The 15,426-nt window shown below is 45.9% G+C and carries 13 protein-coding genes and 2 tRNA genes; 9 read left to right on the top strand and 6 right to left on the bottom strand.

Annotation, left to right across the window (positions count from 1 at the left end; translation table 11 throughout):
* Positions 1 to 24: 24 nt before the first annotated feature.
* Positions 25 to 112: transfer RNA gene (locus V513_RS06915), tRNA-Leu, on the top strand.
* A 125-nt stretch (positions 113 to 237) separates the two neighbouring features.
* On the opposite strand, the gene hutH is transcribed toward V513_RS06915, so the two are convergent.
* The 5 genes from hutH to V513_RS06940 form a co-directional block, all read right to left on the bottom strand.
* A complete protein-coding gene (hutH, locus tag V513_RS06920) occupies positions 238 to 1,722 on the bottom strand; it encodes a histidine ammonia-lyase (protein WP_099772130.1) in 1,485 nt (494 codons plus the stop codon).
* A 64-nt stretch (positions 1,723 to 1,786) separates the two neighbouring features.
* On the bottom strand, positions 1,787 to 2,458 hold the full coding sequence (locus tag V513_RS06925) for an amino acid ABC transporter permease (protein ID WP_257211982.1): 672 nt from the start codon (positions 2,456 to 2,458) through the stop codon (positions 1,787 to 1,789).
* Between the two features lies 1 nt (position 2,459).
* Complete coding sequence (locus V513_RS06930) at positions 2,460 to 3,215, bottom strand: amino acid ABC transporter ATP-binding protein (RefSeq protein WP_006492615.1); 756 nt, start codon at positions 3,213 to 3,215, stop codon at positions 2,460 to 2,462.
* Positions 3,212 to 3,859: an amino acid ABC transporter permease gene (locus tag V513_RS06935; RefSeq protein ID WP_041928078.1), complete on the bottom strand. Its 648-nt coding sequence runs from the start codon at positions 3,857 to 3,859 to the stop codon at positions 3,212 to 3,214. The genes V513_RS06930 and V513_RS06935 overlap by 4 nt, the downstream gene beginning before the upstream one ends.
* A 49-nt stretch (positions 3,860 to 3,908) precedes the next feature.
* Positions 3,909 to 4,631 (bottom strand): basic amino acid ABC transporter substrate-binding protein, encoded by a 723-nt coding sequence (locus tag V513_RS06940; protein ID WP_014730645.1) that lies wholly within the window; start codon positions 4,629 to 4,631, stop codon positions 3,909 to 3,911.
* Between the two features lie 273 nt (positions 4,632 to 4,904).
* Here V513_RS06940 and mnmA point away from each other — a divergent pair, with 273 nt between their 5' ends.
* From mnmA to V513_RS06960, 4 genes are all read left to right on the top strand, one after another.
* Positions 4,905 to 5,978 carry a tRNA 2-thiouridine(34) synthase MnmA gene (mnmA, locus tag V513_RS06945; RefSeq protein WP_006492618.1) on the top strand — a complete coding sequence of 358 codons (1,074 nt, stop codon included), beginning with the start codon at positions 4,905 to 4,907 and terminating at the stop codon, positions 5,976 to 5,978.
* A gap of 14 nt (positions 5,979 to 5,992) precedes the next feature.
* Positions 5,993 to 6,068: transfer RNA gene (locus V513_RS06950), tRNA-Pro, on the top strand.
* A gap of 160 nt (positions 6,069 to 6,228) precedes the next feature.
* The gene (locus V513_RS06955) at positions 6,229 to 8,145 is read left to right on the top strand and encodes a vWA domain-containing protein (RefSeq protein ID WP_006492619.1); all 1,917 of its coding nucleotides are present in this window, start codon (positions 6,229 to 6,231) and stop codon (positions 8,143 to 8,145) included.
* Between the two features lie 31 nt (positions 8,146 to 8,176).
* Positions 8,177 to 8,962 carry a hypothetical protein gene (locus V513_RS06960; RefSeq protein ID WP_051070386.1) on the top strand — a complete coding sequence of 262 codons (786 nt, stop codon included), beginning with the start codon at positions 8,177 to 8,179 and terminating at the stop codon, positions 8,960 to 8,962.
* On the opposite strand, the gene V513_RS06965 is transcribed toward V513_RS06960, so the two are convergent.
* Complete coding sequence (locus tag V513_RS06965; RefSeq protein WP_006492621.1) at positions 8,959 to 9,420, bottom strand: GNAT family N-acetyltransferase; 462 nt, start codon at positions 9,418 to 9,420, stop codon at positions 8,959 to 8,961. The two genes, V513_RS06960 and V513_RS06965, sit on opposite strands and share 4 nt — an antisense overlap.
* Before the next feature lie 511 nt (positions 9,421 to 9,931).
* Here V513_RS06965 and V513_RS06970 point away from each other — a divergent pair.
* The 4 genes from V513_RS06970 (at position 9,932) to V513_RS06985 (ending at position 15,426) form a co-directional block, all read left to right on the top strand.
* Positions 9,932 to 11,149 (top strand): MFS transporter, encoded by a 1,218-nt coding sequence (locus V513_RS06970; protein ID WP_099772131.1) that lies wholly within the window; start codon positions 9,932 to 9,934, stop codon positions 11,147 to 11,149.
* 392 nt (positions 11,150 to 11,541) lie between these two features.
* Positions 11,542 to 11,979, top strand: a complete 438-nt coding sequence (locus V513_RS06975) for a GNAT family N-acetyltransferase (protein WP_099772132.1) — start codon at positions 11,542 to 11,544, stop codon at positions 11,977 to 11,979.
* Positions 11,976 to 12,953, top strand: a complete 978-nt coding sequence (locus tag V513_RS06980; protein WP_099772133.1) for a 2-hydroxyacid dehydrogenase — start codon at positions 11,976 to 11,978, stop codon at positions 12,951 to 12,953. The genes V513_RS06975 and V513_RS06980 overlap by 4 nt, the downstream gene beginning before the upstream one ends.
* A 97-nt stretch (positions 12,954 to 13,050) precedes the next feature.
* Positions 13,051 to 15,426, top strand: coding sequence for an HD domain-containing phosphohydrolase (locus tag V513_RS06985; RefSeq protein ID WP_099772134.1), 2,376 nt, complete (start codon positions 13,051 to 13,053; stop codon positions 15,424 to 15,426).

Consider the following 15,426-nt stretch of genomic DNA (forward strand, 5'->3'; position numbering starts at 1 on the left):
ATGATAAACTACTATTTGTGCGATGCCGGGGTGGTGAAATTGGCAGACACGCATGATTCAGGTTCATGTGGGCATACCGCCTGTGCGGGTTCAAGTCCCGCCCCCGGCACCATATTTTCTCTGAGAGGATGCAATATTTCCTCTTTTTCATTCTTATATTGAACTCAAGCTTTCTGCCTTCTGTGTTTCTTAAAGTCTGTGACTACTCTTCTATTTTATTTTAGTTTTTTCGGATTTTCATAATCCTGCTCTCCTGAAGAGAAGCTTTCGAACTTCCATAAACTCGTTCCCAAAATACCTGTCTTTTATGTGATCGGGAACGATTCTTCTGATATCTTCAAACAGCTCCTCAACAGCAATACTTGACTTTTTTGGATGCCTGAACGACAGGGCTCTAAAGGCAAGAAGTGCTTCAATAGAAATCATTGTCGCGAGATTGTCAACTATCATCCAGAGCTTGCGTGCTCCCCATGCGCCCATACTTACATGATCTTCCTGAAAACCAGAAGTCGGAATAGAGTCGGCGGAAGCGGGATGTGCAAGTGTCTTGTTTTCCGAGGCAAGTGCCGCTGCGGTATACTGCCACAGCATGTAACCGGAATTCAGTCCCTCGTCACCATTTGTCAGGAAGGCGGGCAGATCGTTAAGCTTTGGATTTACAAGTCTGTCTACTCGTCTCTCTATCATGTTACCCATATCGGTGAGTGCAATCGACAGAAAGTCCATTGCAAGAGCTATTGGCTCACCATGAAAGTTACCTCCGGATATAGCATCGCCATTCTCAAAGATGAGCGGATTATCAGTCGCTGAATTGATCTCTATTTCCAGGACCGATTTGACATAGTCTAACGTATCCTTGATCGCGCCGTAGACCTGCGGAATGGTTCTGAGTGTGTAAGCGTCTTGAACACGGTCGCAGTCCAAATGAGAGGTTCTAATCTCGCTTCCTTCTAGCAAACTTTTCATTCTTCCGGCGACGTAGCCCTGTCCTCTATGTGGTCGAGCACTATGAACCCTTTCGTCAAAGGGAGACGTACTGCCCATAAGGGCATCAACCGACATTGCCGAAACGAGAATTGCCTGTTCAAAAAGCTTTAAAGCAATATATGTTGAGCAGCCCCCTATTCCTGCCATAAAGGCGGTGCCGTTAAGGAGACTTAGCCCCTCTTTAGATTTCAAAATAATAGGTTCAAGATTTCTACTCTTAAGAGCTTGAAGAGAAGGAACAACACTTCCTTCGAGAGTGCAATATCCTTCTCCAATAAGTGACATGGCAACATGTGCCAATGGTGCAAGATCTCCGCTGGCTCCGACCGATCCTTTTGAAGGTACGACAGGAACAATGTCTTCATTGAGAAGGTCGAGAATTCTTTGTACCAAGCATTTTCTAACTCCTGAAAACCCTTTCAAAAGAGAATTTGCTCTAACCAACATTATTGCTCTTACTAGTTCTTGACGAAGGGGTTCTCCCACACCGGCCGCATGAGAAAGAACGATATTCTTCTGGAGAGCATCTAGATCTTTAGAAGAAATTCGGTGATCTGCAAGAACCCCGAATCCCGTATTAACCCCATAGATCGTTTTTTCCTTGCTGATGAGCTCTAGGGATCTTCGTCTTTCGTCTAGAAGCCGGGCAGCGCTTTCTTCAATACTGCAGAATTCCTTCTTGAAGGCCACTTCAAAGATATCCGACAGTGTAAGATGTTGTCCGTCAATCAGCACTGACCCACCTCCAGAATCGTTTGATTGTTTTCAAACAGATTTCAGTCATTATCAGCATTTCTTATTATCTTACCCATTCTAGTCCGGGTATCTCAACCTTCTTCTCGAGTATGCTGAATATTTTAGTGAAGAAGAGAACCACAACTAGATAGATCACAGCAACGACGAGATACACTTCGAAAAACTGAAAGTTTCGTGAGGCAATAAACTTTGCCTGAGCCATTAGTTCCGGTGCGCCTACAATATAAGCAAGAGAAGTATACTTCAAGAGGTATATGAACTCATTTGTCCATGCTGGAATTACTCTTCTGAACGCCTGGGGCATAATGATCTGCAGAATCGCTTGCCATTTTGTCATTCCGAGAGATCTGGCCGCCTTCATCTGGTTACCTGAAATGGACTGAATAGATCCTCTCAAATACTCCGCCTGATAACAACCGCTGTTGATGGCAAAACCAATGATTGCGGCCGCGAACGGGGAGAGATTCATTCCGAGAGGTGGAAGCCCATAATACAGAATGAACAACTGTACGAGAAGTGGTGTACCTCTTATTATTTCAATAATTGCTGTCGCAACACCATAGAAGAGTTTGTTTCCATAAACTCTTGCTATTGCGAGGATGACTCCAATAATAAATCCGATTACCACTGCAATCAAAGTCATTTCGAGAGTAACCCCAAGGCCTTCCAGAAATTTGGGCCAGTAGTTAACGACAATTTTCCAGATCCTATCCACTTCATTCACTCCCGTAAAGCTCACTGAGCTTGAAGAGGAATTCCTTCGTTCGAGGATTCTTTGGATTCTTGAACATTTCTTCAGGGGAACTCTGTTCAACAATATGACCGTGTTCCATAAAGATGATCTCATCAGATACAGTTCTTGCAAACCCCATTTCATGAGTCACAACAAGCATTGTCATGCCACTTTCAGCCAGGTTCTTCATCACTGACAGTACTTCTCCAATCAGTTCTGGATCTAAAGCCGATGTGGGTTCATCAAAAAGAATGATTTTTGGGCTCATTGCTAACGCACGAGCGATTCCGACCCTTTGCTTCTGACCACCTGATAGCTGAGCGGGATACATATTCGCTTCTCGCTCCAGCCCAACTCTTGTAAGCTCTTTCATTGCAATCTCTTTTGCGAAATCCTTCTCGATTTTCTTCACCTTGGTGAGGCCTACCATGACGTTTTTTAGAGCCGTAAGATGGTTGAAAAGCCCGAAATCCTGGAAGACAAAGCCTATCTCCTGACGAATCTTGTTTATATTTTTAGCAGATGTAACCTCTTCCTCTTCGAGCCAGATCTGGCCACTGTCGGGAGTAACAAGCATATTTATACAGGAAAGAAGCGTACTCTTGCCGGTTCCACTAGGACCGATAATTACTTTAGTCTCTCCCTCCTTCATGTCAAAGGATACGCCTTTCAAGACTTCTTTGTCACCGAAGGCCTTCTTGAGATTCTCGACTCTTAGTACGACTCTTTCCTTACTCATCTTACCGTCTCCTTTACATCGAATCCAGGAATTGCAAGTCGTTTTTCAACGCTTCCCAGAGTCTTGTTGATAGCGATTGTTACTATGAAATACATTACTGCAACCGTGAGGTAGATCAGCATAGGCTCATATTTGGTGGCGATTATGTATCCTCCCTGGCGGAGAAGCTCAGTTACTCCAAGTGCGTACGCAAGTGAAGAATCCTTCAGTACGATAGTGAATTCGTTTGTCCATGGTGGAAGGGCTATTCTTATTGCCTGAGGAAGAACAATATTGATGAAACCTTTTAGATTAGTCATTCCCAGAGATCTTGCAGCTCTCATTTGAGCCGAACTGACCGAGTTTATTGCTCCCCTGAAAATCTGAGACTGATATGCCGAGGATCTGAAACCTAACCCAATTATCACCGCAGCGAAGGGGGAGAATCTTATTCCGATCTTTGGAAATCCATAGAATATTAGAAAGAGAATTACCAGTTCCGGAATACTTCTGAGGATTTTTTCATAGCCTGCAATGAGGGCTTTGATCCACTTGTTTCCGTAGACCTGGCCAAAAGAAATGGGGAGGGCCAGAACCAGGCCCAACCCCAAAGTTAAGAAAGTGATTTGAAGTGTCACCCACATTCCTGAGAGGAGTGCGGGCATAGAATCTGCAATGAGTGCGAGTTTATCTATGATTACCCCCGCCCTTCACTTAGAAGTGCTTGAGATTCAGTTCGTTCAATCTACCGGACTCTTCGAGTCGAGCAATACCCTCATTTATCAAATTCAAAAGGTCTTTGTTAGACTTGTTTACCGCAATCCCATAGTCTTCGTATGTCTTGATGACCCCAACGATCTTTACCGGTCTGACCTTTGCAAAACTCTCTGCTACTGGCGCGTCGAGAACAATGGCATCGATGTTCTTGTTTACAAGATCTGTCATGGCAAGAACATAAGTGTCGTATCTCTTAAAATCACCGGTAAGAATCTTGGTTTTGACTAGATTGTCTTCAACCCAGAGATCACCGGTCGTGCCCGTCTGGACACCGATGTTATGTTTCCCAAACAGAACTGTCACAGTCAATTCGCTGTCATCCCTTACAACAACACTCTGATCAGCTGTCCAGTATGGTTTCGAGAATGACACTACTTCTTCTCTTTCTGGTGTAATCGTCATTCCTGAAATAACTATGTCGATATTTCCGGAAGCTAGAGCAGCGATTAGCGAATCAAAACTCATATCTCTGATTTCAATTTCGAAATCCATTTCTTCAGCGATAGCTTTGATCAGATCGATGTCGAATCCCACAAATTCACCATTCTCTACGTACTCAAATGGTGGAAAGTCAGCGCTTGTTCCAACCACGTACTTTGCTCCAAATCCGAACCCAGTCGAAACCAGTAGAGCTAGTAACACTAGTAAAGCCTTTTTCATGATACCCCTCCTTATGCTCAAAGATGAAGTGATTGTATATCAACATGCTTTCATTAGAACGAACTGTGCGTGCAGCTTTCGAAAAGAATCAAGAAAGGTTTGGCAACAATGAGTTACAGTGTAGCCATGACCTCTCTTCTTTGATTCGAAAAATGAAATGAAAAAGCTGTCCAAGTTGCCAGTCCGGTGTTCAAGATATACACCTTCTTGAGTTATGACTACTCATAGACATTATACCCTTTAGAAACACTTGAGCCAAAAACAACTGTTAACATGGTGATGGTGATGGAGATGAAAATCGGTATTGCATTGAGTGGCGGTGTCGACAGTGCCGTAGCGGCCGCTCGATTGATTAGACAGGGAAACGACGTAATTGGTTATCACATGATAGTTCTTGAGGGCAACCCGCTAGCAAATGCGGCTGCCGATGATGCAAAAGCCGTTGCCGACCATCTCGGTATAGAGCTGAAGATTGTAGATTTGCGCGAGGAGTTTAGAAGGATACTCAATTACTTCACCACTTCTTACATGAGTGGGGAGACGCCAAATCCTTGCGTCGTATGCAACGATTCGATAAAATTCGGATTGCTACTCGAGCGTATGTTCTCTTTCGGAGAGGAGAAGATAGCCACAGGCCATTACGCAAGACTTGTCTCCCTGGATGAAAATGTTTTTTTGGCAAGAGCACTTGACAGAGCGAAGGATCAGTCGTATTTCCTTTCGAGAATCGGGAAGCACAAATTGCACGACATTCTCTTTCCTCTGGGTGAAATGACGAAGGAAGAAGTCAGGCAAGAGGCTTCGGGGATTGATCTTCCCGTCCACTCGAAGAAAGACTCTCAGGAGATCTGTTTCATTCCCGACGGAGACTACAGAAGCTTTCTGAAGTCGCGGGGGATAGAGGGTAATCCGGGACCTATAACGGATGAAAGCGGAATTCTATTGGGAAGACATACCGGACTTTCGGGATACACCATCGGGCAACGTAAGGGAATAGGTTTTTCTGGGAGAGATCGCTACTATGTAAAGAGGCTTGATTTGAAGAACAACAAACTCATTCTCGCCCAAAGGCAGAGTTTAATGTCAGAAGCCTTGGTTGCTAAAGATCCTAACTGGTATATAGACCCTGGAGAAGAATTCGATTGCCTCTGCAAAATAAGGAGCTCCATGAAACCTGTTTCTGCCAAAGTGACCATCGTAAGTGGTGAGAAAATTAGAGTAGATTTTCAAGAGAAAGTGTGGGCGGTTACTCCTGGACAACTTGCCGTCTTCTATATCGACGATCTGGTAGTAGGAAGCGCGTTCATTGAGGAAAACTGTATTCTTGAAAGTGAAGGGAACACGTGATAGAATTTTGCAGACAGGAAGTAGTTCAGTTGGAAGAACGCTGGTTTCGGGAACCAGAGGTCCGGGGTTCGAGTCCCCGCTTCCTGACCAGAGCAGGCCCATCAGGGTCTGTTTCTTTTTTTTTTGGGACCTAGGGAAATTACTTGACTCTCCAGATGATCGTTTGTTTGAGTTGATCTGCTAAAATTTGCTCACAGAGTTTTGTTCTCTTTGTCTTCTCCTCTGATCGATCGATCTGGAGGTGGATCTTATGAAAAGGATAGGCTTCCTATTTTTATTATTCTCACTTTTTCTGATCACAACTGTTTATTCGAAAACGCTTGAACTGAAAAGCTGGCAAATATGGGATTTCAGCTACAACGGCATTCATGGGGTTTGCTGCGCCGTCAGCGTCAAGGACGGAGAGATCCCCGTCACGGGACTCTCATTTGAAGACTTCACCATAACCGAGACTCTCGTGGACGGGTACGGGGAGGTTTTGTCAAAGGCCAAAATTGCTCCGGAGCAGAGAGAAGACCAGTTTGATGGCATTGGATTCTGGGAAAGGTCTGTATCTTCCTCAAAAATCGATCTGGTCTTTCTCATAGATAAGACTGGCTCAATGGCGGATCAAATCGAGTCGGTTAAGTCAGAACTGAAGAAATTTGTGAATCGACTCGAAGCTGATGGATGTGACTTCAGGGTGGCGGTTCTGCTATTTGAAGCAGCGTTACTGGAAGAGCCCGGAAGAAAATCACCCGATTATCCGTTTTATGGAGCTATGGAAATGGACGAACTTCTCCTCGCTATCGAGGAAATCGAAACGGCAGGCGAATGGCATATAAACACCTGGAGTTATGATGCAATCCTCTTCAGCAGTCAGCTTGAATTCCGTGAAGACTCCAGAGCAGTTTTAGTAGTCATTACAGACACTCTTCCGGAGACCGTTCACGGACCATTCTGGTACTTTTCCGGAGGCAGTGTTGCAACGAAAAGAGCCGTGGAAATCGCGCTGGAAGAAAGGGGCATTGAGCTGGAATACTTCCAGCCCGAGGAGTCTGAACTGGCGCACATGGAGAATTATAACAGGCTCATAAACCCCGCATTGAGCGAGTCGAATTTTGACCATCTGGTAGGAGCCGTTTCTCTCGGCTGGCCATTCAAACAGGATCTCATCAAAGTCGATGCGCTGCCCGTTTCTGAATCGATTTATTACCTCTCCTGGAATTCTGGTCTTGATGAGATTACAGATTACTATCGGAAAGAAGGTTTCAAAGTTGAAGTGGACGTAAAATGTGGTGATGAGCATGTCTCTTTATCGTATTCGCCATTTTTCGATGAAGAAGGCTATCTTCAGAGTTCAGAGGACTACCACCTTCCCGTTCTCGATGAAGAGGGTAATCAGTTGCCCGACAAAGCCGTAGAAATGGGTTTGCTGAGAGAGTTGGGTGACCTGAAAGCATTCAGCGGGAACTATGCTACGAAAGATGGAGTTCTGCAGTTGCGGTCGGTTGATCCGGGGGATTACCTATACAGACTCTATGCATATGGAAGAAGTTCTTACAGCTATTCCACACTTCGGCTAAAAGGTACAGGGAAAATTTCATTCGTTCAGGGAGAAGTGATACCGGATTTTGTTGTTGCCCGTACGGGCGATGCATTTCTCGAGTCGGTTAAGATCAGAGGCCTCATGGATGAATTTGTAAGCAACAAGATCGCCGTGAATGAATCTAAAGAGTTTGCAGAAAAGTCGTTGAAATGGATAGATGCGGTCGCTTCTGACGGACTGAACCTAAGGGAAATGGAAGCCCTTAAGAGAGTTTACGTTTCAGTTGGGGCGTTTTTAAATGGAATGGCTTACGCAGCAATAGAATCCGAACGGGTAGAGAGTGATCTGCTGCAGATGGTGCGTGATACGAGGAGCATGACGCGAAAGGCAGGGCATCGATTACAGGGTATGGGGTCTCGTGAAGAGAACCGGCAATCAATTCAGGTTTCAATGCAACTGAGGAAGTTATCCCGGCATGACTTTTTGAAACTCCCTCACTTTGTCATCCCGAACTCGTTTCGGGATCCGGGTTTGATCCTCTCTGAGGACGGTGGACCGCTGACGGACAACGTAGCCTTCAGCAGCGATCAGCGGGTCTTCGTTCTTAAGCGTGCAGCTGCTCTTAGAAGGGGATGCTGAAACAAGTTCAGATGCAGAGGAAGTGGCCGCAATGATATCTTCTGCAAAGAACATAATACTCTCCACCGCTTCGATTATCGCCGACATTATCTCGGGTAACTGGAGCGGCGTGGCACAGCAGATATCAATCGAAGCACTGCTGGATGAGTTCGTAGATTATGTGAAAAACGACCTGCTCGACGATGTGCTTGAGGCCGTGAAAGATAAGCTCAGGGCATACCTTTCCGATCCTTCAAAGGCCGAGGAGCTTCTGAGTCTAGTAAAGGGTGACATGCTCGGATGGGTAAAAGACGGCGAAGACTCGGATGAAGGAAGCGTCAGGGATGAAATCCGGCAGGTAGTCTATACCGACCTCACTTACCGCAATTTCACAAAACCGGTAATAAGAGAGCTTGAGGAGTCTCTGTCGGGGGCGGCTCGCCTGGCTTCGCTGTCAATTTCAGATCTCGATCTCTACGCTGCGAGCTGGAGTATGAACAGGGATTTCGCAAGCATGAGAAGTGAAGTGATGGGGCCTCTGCAAGACTGGTCGTTCGAGGTTCTCGGAGAGCATGAGAGAATCGACAACTGGGAAACGATCCTCGAGATCTTCGAAGAGACGGTTCCTCTGATTGTGGAGCTTCTGAGGCTCATGGAGTACAAAAACCCCGTTCTAGGCGATATTGCAGAGGAGCTGTCGAAGCTCTCTTATGTGCTGGATGCCGTAGGTCTCCTTACTCTGGCATATGAAGTGTCATTGAAAGCCGATCAGCTCACAACGATGGCAGGAAAGCTTGATAGAGTCAACGACTATCTCTTTCTCGAGGCCGGTTACTAGAGGTCTCTCATCAGTATCTTTTCATCATCGTCCCACTCCCCAGTATCGACGAAGCCCAGCTTCAGGTAGAAGTGGAGCGGGGAAGGATCATTGACTATGCAAGAGGTGAAGAGCTTCTCGTAACCCTGGGCCTTGAGATACTCAATCAACAAGAGGATAGCGTCTCTTCCATATCCCATCTTCTGATACTTGCCGCCGATCATGAAGCGCCACATGGAGGCGTGCTTAACATCTTTCATTCTCGGATCGGGTGTGAAGTCCAGCATAATGAAGCCCACCATGTCATCTCCTGCATAGATTGCACGGAACCAGGCATTCTTTGCAAAGTGGGCTTGAGCGATCGAAACTGCATTTGAGGCCACGGCTCTTTCCTGTCCTTTGAGTAAGGTACCACTCAAACGGATAGCGTCGAGTACCGTCTCCTCTGTTATCTCTTCGAATCTAACTATATGTTCCATGACTCCTCCTGATTTCTAGCGATATATTTCGCTCTAGTCGAAACAAAGACCAAATATTGGAGCCGCGCCGAAAACATTCTTGGCAGGTTGGCCTTTCCGAAAACACTCTTCCTTGCTGCATTATATCATTGAGCTGCAATCAAGCCACATCATGCCCCTGCACAAATTGTTTTCTCTCAGCAGCTGCTTTTGGGTTCCACTTCTTGTATCCCTGAACATTTAGAAGGAACATCCGGCCACATTCACAGAGCGCTTCGTAACTGGGTTAGCGCTGCAGACATCCTCCAGTGGTTTATGCAGGCTTCCGGTCTTTCTAATCGTTTCATCCTCACATGAAAAGTATTTAGTCGGCTCAATAATCCTGGCAGATCTCGATCCGTTTTTCATTGCTTCGAACCGGGGTGATTCAGATCTCTGCGGGTAACGGTTCGCTTATAGTAGAATTATCGGATGGTATACTTCTTATTATCGGATTGAGCGGGAAGTTGCTAACCAAATGCTGAGGTGAGAGTTGGAAAGCGATAGAGGACATTATTTGGGCTTTATTTGGCACGCCTCGTTTCTTGCGCTGACAATGGCCTTTGTTGAGGTGAACACGGTCCTTCCATCGATGATCCTGGCGGCAGGAGGAGGGAGCTTTGCAATAGGCCTCGTTACCGCAATTTCGACGGGGATTCCTCTTCTGGCTCAATTGACATTCGCTGGATACCTTATGTCGAAACGGATGAAGAAACCGTATTTGCTTCTCGGCATCTATTTGAGAGTCGGCGCCCTCTTCTCCATAGGCTTTCTCTTGCTTTCGCCTGTCGGAGGCACCGCTCTTCTCGTACTCCTTTTTTCCGTAATCTCCGTCTTTTCCTTTGGAGGAGTCTTTGCGGGAATCAGTTACACTCATCTGCTCGGTCAGTCAATATTGAAGCAGGATAGACGCGGTTTCATGTCGTACAGACAGATTGCCGGGAGCGCTTTGTCACTTCTCGGAGGCTTTGTCGCAAAGTACATAGTTGGAAACGTGAGTTATCCGGTCAACTATTCGCTGATGTTCTTCATTGGAGGGAGTTCGCTGTTCGTTGCTTCGCTTGGATTCGCGGGAGTACGGGAGAGGGAGGTTCAAGGAAGTGAAATTCCCGGCTTCTGGAAGATCATGAAGAGCATTCCAAAAACACTGAAGAACGATGCGAACCTGCTTAACTACATCGTCTTCAACAACGTGACAGGCTTCGGATTGGTCTTGATCCCGTTTTATGTTCTCCTGGCGAAGGACAGCTTCGGGTTGAACGGAAGCGATGTGGGCAGTTTTCTCCTGTTTCAGATGATAGGTATGCTTGGAGCCGGGGTTCTATGGAATCGCTTTCTTAAGAGGAGAGGTTTGAAAAGACTGCTTATAACCTGCGCAACGATTGGCAGCTTTATTCCACTAATTGCATATCTTCTATCTGCCTCTTCTCCTGACTTCTATCTTATAGTCTTTTTCCTTTCAGGTATAACCCTGAGCGCACGAAAGATCGGATTTGAGTGGCTTCTTATAGAAATCTCCAACGATACGAACAGACCTTTGTATACAGGTGTATCGGGCGCGCTCAGTCTTGTGACCGCTCTTCTTCCTCTGATTCTGGGCAGTGTGCTGCGACTTCTGGGCTTTCCGGTCGTTCTGGTTGTCTCCAGCATCGCGATCGCCTCGGGAGTGTATTTCATAAGGAAGATCGACATCACCGATGACCTGGGATGAGGTAACCGCTGCTTTACGCGGCTCAAATCCTCGTTAGAGGCTTCCCAATGGCTGGCCTTTCACCTTAGCAGAACTTCAATTTTCTTGCTGTCCAGGAGCTTAGAGATTACGAAATGAGAAGAATCAGAAGAAAAACTATCGAGGCAGGGTTGTGTTGGCTGCCCTATTTTGCGCTAGGGAAGCTCGGTTAAATCATTTTGAAGAGCATCGACTCGCTTCACCTGTTTGGCCAAATGTTAGAATTGTAGATGAGATACAATTGAATTTGAAAGTGAAGCTGGTTCTGCTTTGTCTTCGCGAAGGTCTGAGAGATTGAGCTGAGGCCAACCGAGATATCGCTTGAGAATGCTTCCGATCTCGGGCGGCAGATTCAGAAAGCAAGGAGTTGAAAAATGATTAAGGAAGTCGAGTTCGATAATCTTCCCGGAAGGTTCATAGAGATTTTTTCTGGTTGTCTGGGAAGACCGGAGCAGTCCGACGAAGTATTGAAGATGTATCAGGCTCCGGAGAGAAGGCTCTTTGTGATGAGACAGGGAGGAAGCATAGTTGCTGTAGCCGGTTTGAAGCTCCATGAGCGTGAAGAGCCCGAGCTTCTGCATCTTGCCGTCAGGAAAGACAAGCGAAGGAGCGGCTTCGGCAGCACACTGATAAAGACAATGATAAATTCCTTCATGATAGATACTCTTGCAGTGTGGACAGATGAAGATGCCGTCGGTTTTTATGAGAAGATAGGGTTCATCGTTGTGAACGAAGTCCAGACTCAGAACGGTTTGGTTCGCTACAAACTCCGATTTTCTCGCGCAAAATCCCGTGGGAGGTTAGAAACGTGAAGATCTTATTCCTGAATAGACTTGACAGATACTGGGAAGGAAAGGTTGAAGAGCTTGCAAGAGCATTTCCCGAACACTCTTTCATCTCGTACTCCAGCGACAGCGATCCGAAAGCCCATATTTCCGATGCCGAGGTAATAGTAAAGGGAAATCTTTCGCAAGCCGACCTCGATAAGGCCAGAAATCTCAGAATGGTCGTCGTTCCCTGGACCGGTGTTGATGGTCTTCCACTTGAACGGTTAAGAGAACGTGGCGTCATCGTTTCAAACACCCATGAGAATGCCGAGGTCGTTGCCGAAAGGGCCGTAGCTCTAGCCTTAGCTGTTACGGGAAGAGTTGTCGAACTTCATAACGATCTTGCGCAGGGGGTATGGTTGGGTCGGCCATCCAATAAGGAGGCGACCTGGTATTCCATCATCGGGAAGCGGTGCTCTGTTCTCGGCCTGGGCAAGATCGGGCAGGCGATAGCAAAACTGATCAGCGGCTTTGAATGTGAAATAACGGGATTCAAAAGAACCTCCGGCGGCGAGTTCCCTTACGTGAAGAGAGTGACAGACGATATTCACGATGCCATTCGGGCCGGTGATCTCGTCTTCGTTGCTCTTCCGCTGACGAAAAAGACAGCGGGGATCATCGGTTCCGATCTGCTAAGTCAGATGAAGGGCAAATATCTGGTAAATGTGAGCAGGGGAAGAGTAATCGATGAGCAGGCGCTGTACGATGCTTTGAAAAGCGGAACTCTCGCCGGCGCGGCAATAGATGTCTGGTACGAGTATCCCTCGAGCGATAGGCCTGCAACACTTCCATCGAGATATCCAATTCATAGGTTTTCCAATGTAGTCATGTCTCCGCACGTCGGAAGCTGGTCGGTAGAAAGTATGCAGTCAATGGTAGATGGTACCATAAAGAACATAGAAGGCTTTCTTCGCAATGGGAGACCTGAAGAGTATGTAGATCTTAATGAAATGTATTAGAATCCGACTCAGAGATTCCAGAAAATGTTTGCTGCAGAGGTTCTAGCGGTCCGTTGTGCTAGAATCATTTGAGAGAGTTTTCAGGAGAGGTGCTGTAATGCCGCTTATCAAAGGACGAAGACGTTTTTTCCCCAACAGATTATCAGGCTTTACAAGAAGCCTCTCTGCGCGCTCTCTTATTCTGCTTTCTATAGTTATTGTTTTAGCACTAGGGATTTCTCTTTCTCTTGCCGAAATAAATCGCGGAAGAAAAGAGTTTTCCAGAAAACTTCTTAGACAGGCAAGATTCCTCGAGAACGGGCTTGACATGAAGGAACTTTCTAAACTGGACGGTAATGCCGATGATATGAGCAAACCCGAGTACTCAAGGCTTAAGCAGCAATTAATTAATATCAGTGAAATCTTTCCTGATTTTCAGTATGTTTATCTAATGAGCATTAATAGTGATGGAAACATGGTTTTTCTGGTTGATTCTGCCATCGCAGGTTCGGAAGATGAGTCGCTACCCGGAGAGCTCTGCGAAGATAAAGATCTTCTCACGGTTTTCGAAACAGGTCGGGGTGCCGTAATGCCCCTAATGCCTGACAAATTGGGAACGATGATTACTGTAGCTGTCCCAGTAGTTGATCCTTATTCTGATGCAGTTTTTGCGGTTTTAGGCATCGATATCGATTCAGAAGACTGGGGCGGCCTTAATCTGTCCTATGCATTATTACCGATAATATTTTCACTTACTTTAGTTTTGATAGCTTTCATTTATTACTTCTTGGTTAGGTGGAGAGAACGACTTCCGTCCGAAAAATTGGAGAAAAGGTTTGTAAGGTATTTAGACAGTCTGATATTTCTTGTAGTTGGAGTAACAGTGACTTTGTTTTCCACTTTTATTGTACATGAACAGCAAAAGGAGCTGAGAAACAGTGCTTTCATTACCCTGGCTGAAGGTCGGGCTCATTATGTGATCGAGAAGATAGCTAATCTGAGGGACTATGAACTTGAGGGACTTTCGCGTTTTTTCGAATCAAGCAGTGTGGTTGAAAAAGACGAGTTTCGGAACTACACGCAGTCTCTGACTTCAAATGGGCTTATGAATACTTGGTTCTGGGTAGAGAGAGTTAAGGTTTCCGAATCCCCTTCGTCCGAGTCAAGATCTGGACAAAGTGATTTTGAGCAGTTCTCCATTTGGAACTTTGAATTTGAAGATGAAAACGTTGATACCTTTAATAGTTCTGAAGAGTTTCGGTACCCCATAAAGTATGTTGAGCCATTTGAAGAGTATGGTACTCTTGCAGGATTGGATTTGGGCTCCAATCTGATAATTAGAGCTACAATAGATAAAGCCATCTCTTGTGGACTCATTACGGCTACTGAGCCATTTATTATTCCTAATCATGATGACTCGAGACCACATTTCTTAGTTTTCAAGCCGGTTTTGGGGAATTTTAAGGATTTTATCGGGCTTGTTGGCGCTCTCGTTCACCCAGAATCTTTTGTGAAGACATTACCCGTGCTTGATAGCGAAGGGGATCCAAAGGTTATTCTTGGACTGTATCAGATACTGGAAGACGGGTCACCCTACTTACTCTTTTCTTTGGGTCATGATTATGCATTCTCAGTCAACCCTTCCGCACATTCTTCCCTTTGGCACTATGATGTCGGCGAACTCAATCTAGTAATTCCTTTTTTTGTATTTGGTAGAGTCTTTGCTGTTGTGGCGCACCCTGGACCCGACTTCAGTGCCGTTTATCCTTTGGACAACTGGATCTTCGTTCTTGCTTTTGGATTTACTTTGACGTTTTCACTCTCTCTCTTAGTAGGTTATCTAACTAACAGAAGATTCCATCTTGAAAGAGAAGTCAGAGAAAGGACCGAAGAGCTGAGAGAAAGCCTTGGTATTCTCTCTCAGACAATGGAGGCATCGATAAACGTTCTCGCTTCTGCCGTAGATCTCAGAGATCCTTATACAGCGGGTCATCAGAGAAGGGTTGCGGAGTTGTCCGTCGCCATTGGAAAGAAACTTGGACTTGAAGAGGATAGAATAAGGGGACTTCGGCTTTCTGCGATGATTCACGATGTGGGGAAGATTCAGGTGCCCGCGGAGATTCTGAGTACACCAAGAAGGCTCACGGATCTGGAGTTCGATCTAATAAAACTTCATCCCGCAGCGGGTCGTGAGCTTTTCAAAGATATCAAATTTCCTTGGCCTGTTGCAGATGCGATTTACCAGCATCATGAGCGACTCGATGGCAGCGGATACCCTGAAGGCATCACAGGAGAAAAAATCATTTTGGAAGCGAGAATAATTGCCGTGGCCGATGTTGTAGAAGCAATTTCATCGCACAGACCTTACAGGCCTTCGTTAGGTATCGATGCGGCCTTAGACGAGATCAGAAAGGGCAAAGGCAGGCTCTTCGATCCAGAAGTAGTAGATGCCTGCCTTGAATTGTTCGATGAAGGATTTTCCTTTTCAGACTGA

The organism is Mesotoga sp. H07.pep.5.3, assembly GCF_002752615.1.
Lineage (GTDB): Bacteria > Thermotogota > Thermotogae > Petrotogales > Kosmotogaceae > Mesotoga > Mesotoga prima.

Bases quoted from the DNA above. Each gene is read 5' to 3' on its own strand.
- V513_RS06930 (WP_006492615.1), bottom strand. From the start codon at position 3,215: ATGAGTAAGGAAAGAGTCGTACTAAGAGTCGAGAATCTCAAGAAGGCC.
- V513_RS06935 (WP_041928078.1), bottom strand. From the start codon at position 3,859: ATGCCCGCACTCCTCTCAGGAATGTGGGTGACACTTCAAATCACTTTC.
- V513_RS06940 (WP_014730645.1), bottom strand. From the start codon at position 4,631: ATGAAAAAGGCTTTACTAGTGTTACTAGCTCTACTGGTTTCGACTGGG.
- mnmA (WP_006492618.1), top strand. From the start codon at position 4,905: ATGGTGATGGTGATGGAGATGAAAATCGGTATTGCATTGAGTGGCGGT.
- V513_RS06955 (WP_006492619.1), top strand. From the start codon at position 6,229: ATGAAAAGGATAGGCTTCCTATTTTTATTATTCTCACTTTTTCTGATC.
- V513_RS06960 (WP_051070386.1), top strand. From the start codon at position 8,177: ATGATATCTTCTGCAAAGAACATAATACTCTCCACCGCTTCGATTATC.
- V513_RS06965 (WP_006492621.1), bottom strand. From the start codon at position 9,420: ATGGAACATATAGTTAGATTCGAAGAGATAACAGAGGAGACGGTACTC.
- V513_RS06975 (WP_099772132.1), top strand. From the start codon at position 11,542: ATGATTAAGGAAGTCGAGTTCGATAATCTTCCCGGAAGGTTCATAGAG.
- V513_RS06985 (WP_099772134.1), top strand. From the start codon at position 13,051: ATGCCGCTTATCAAAGGACGAAGACGTTTTTTCCCCAACAGATTATCA.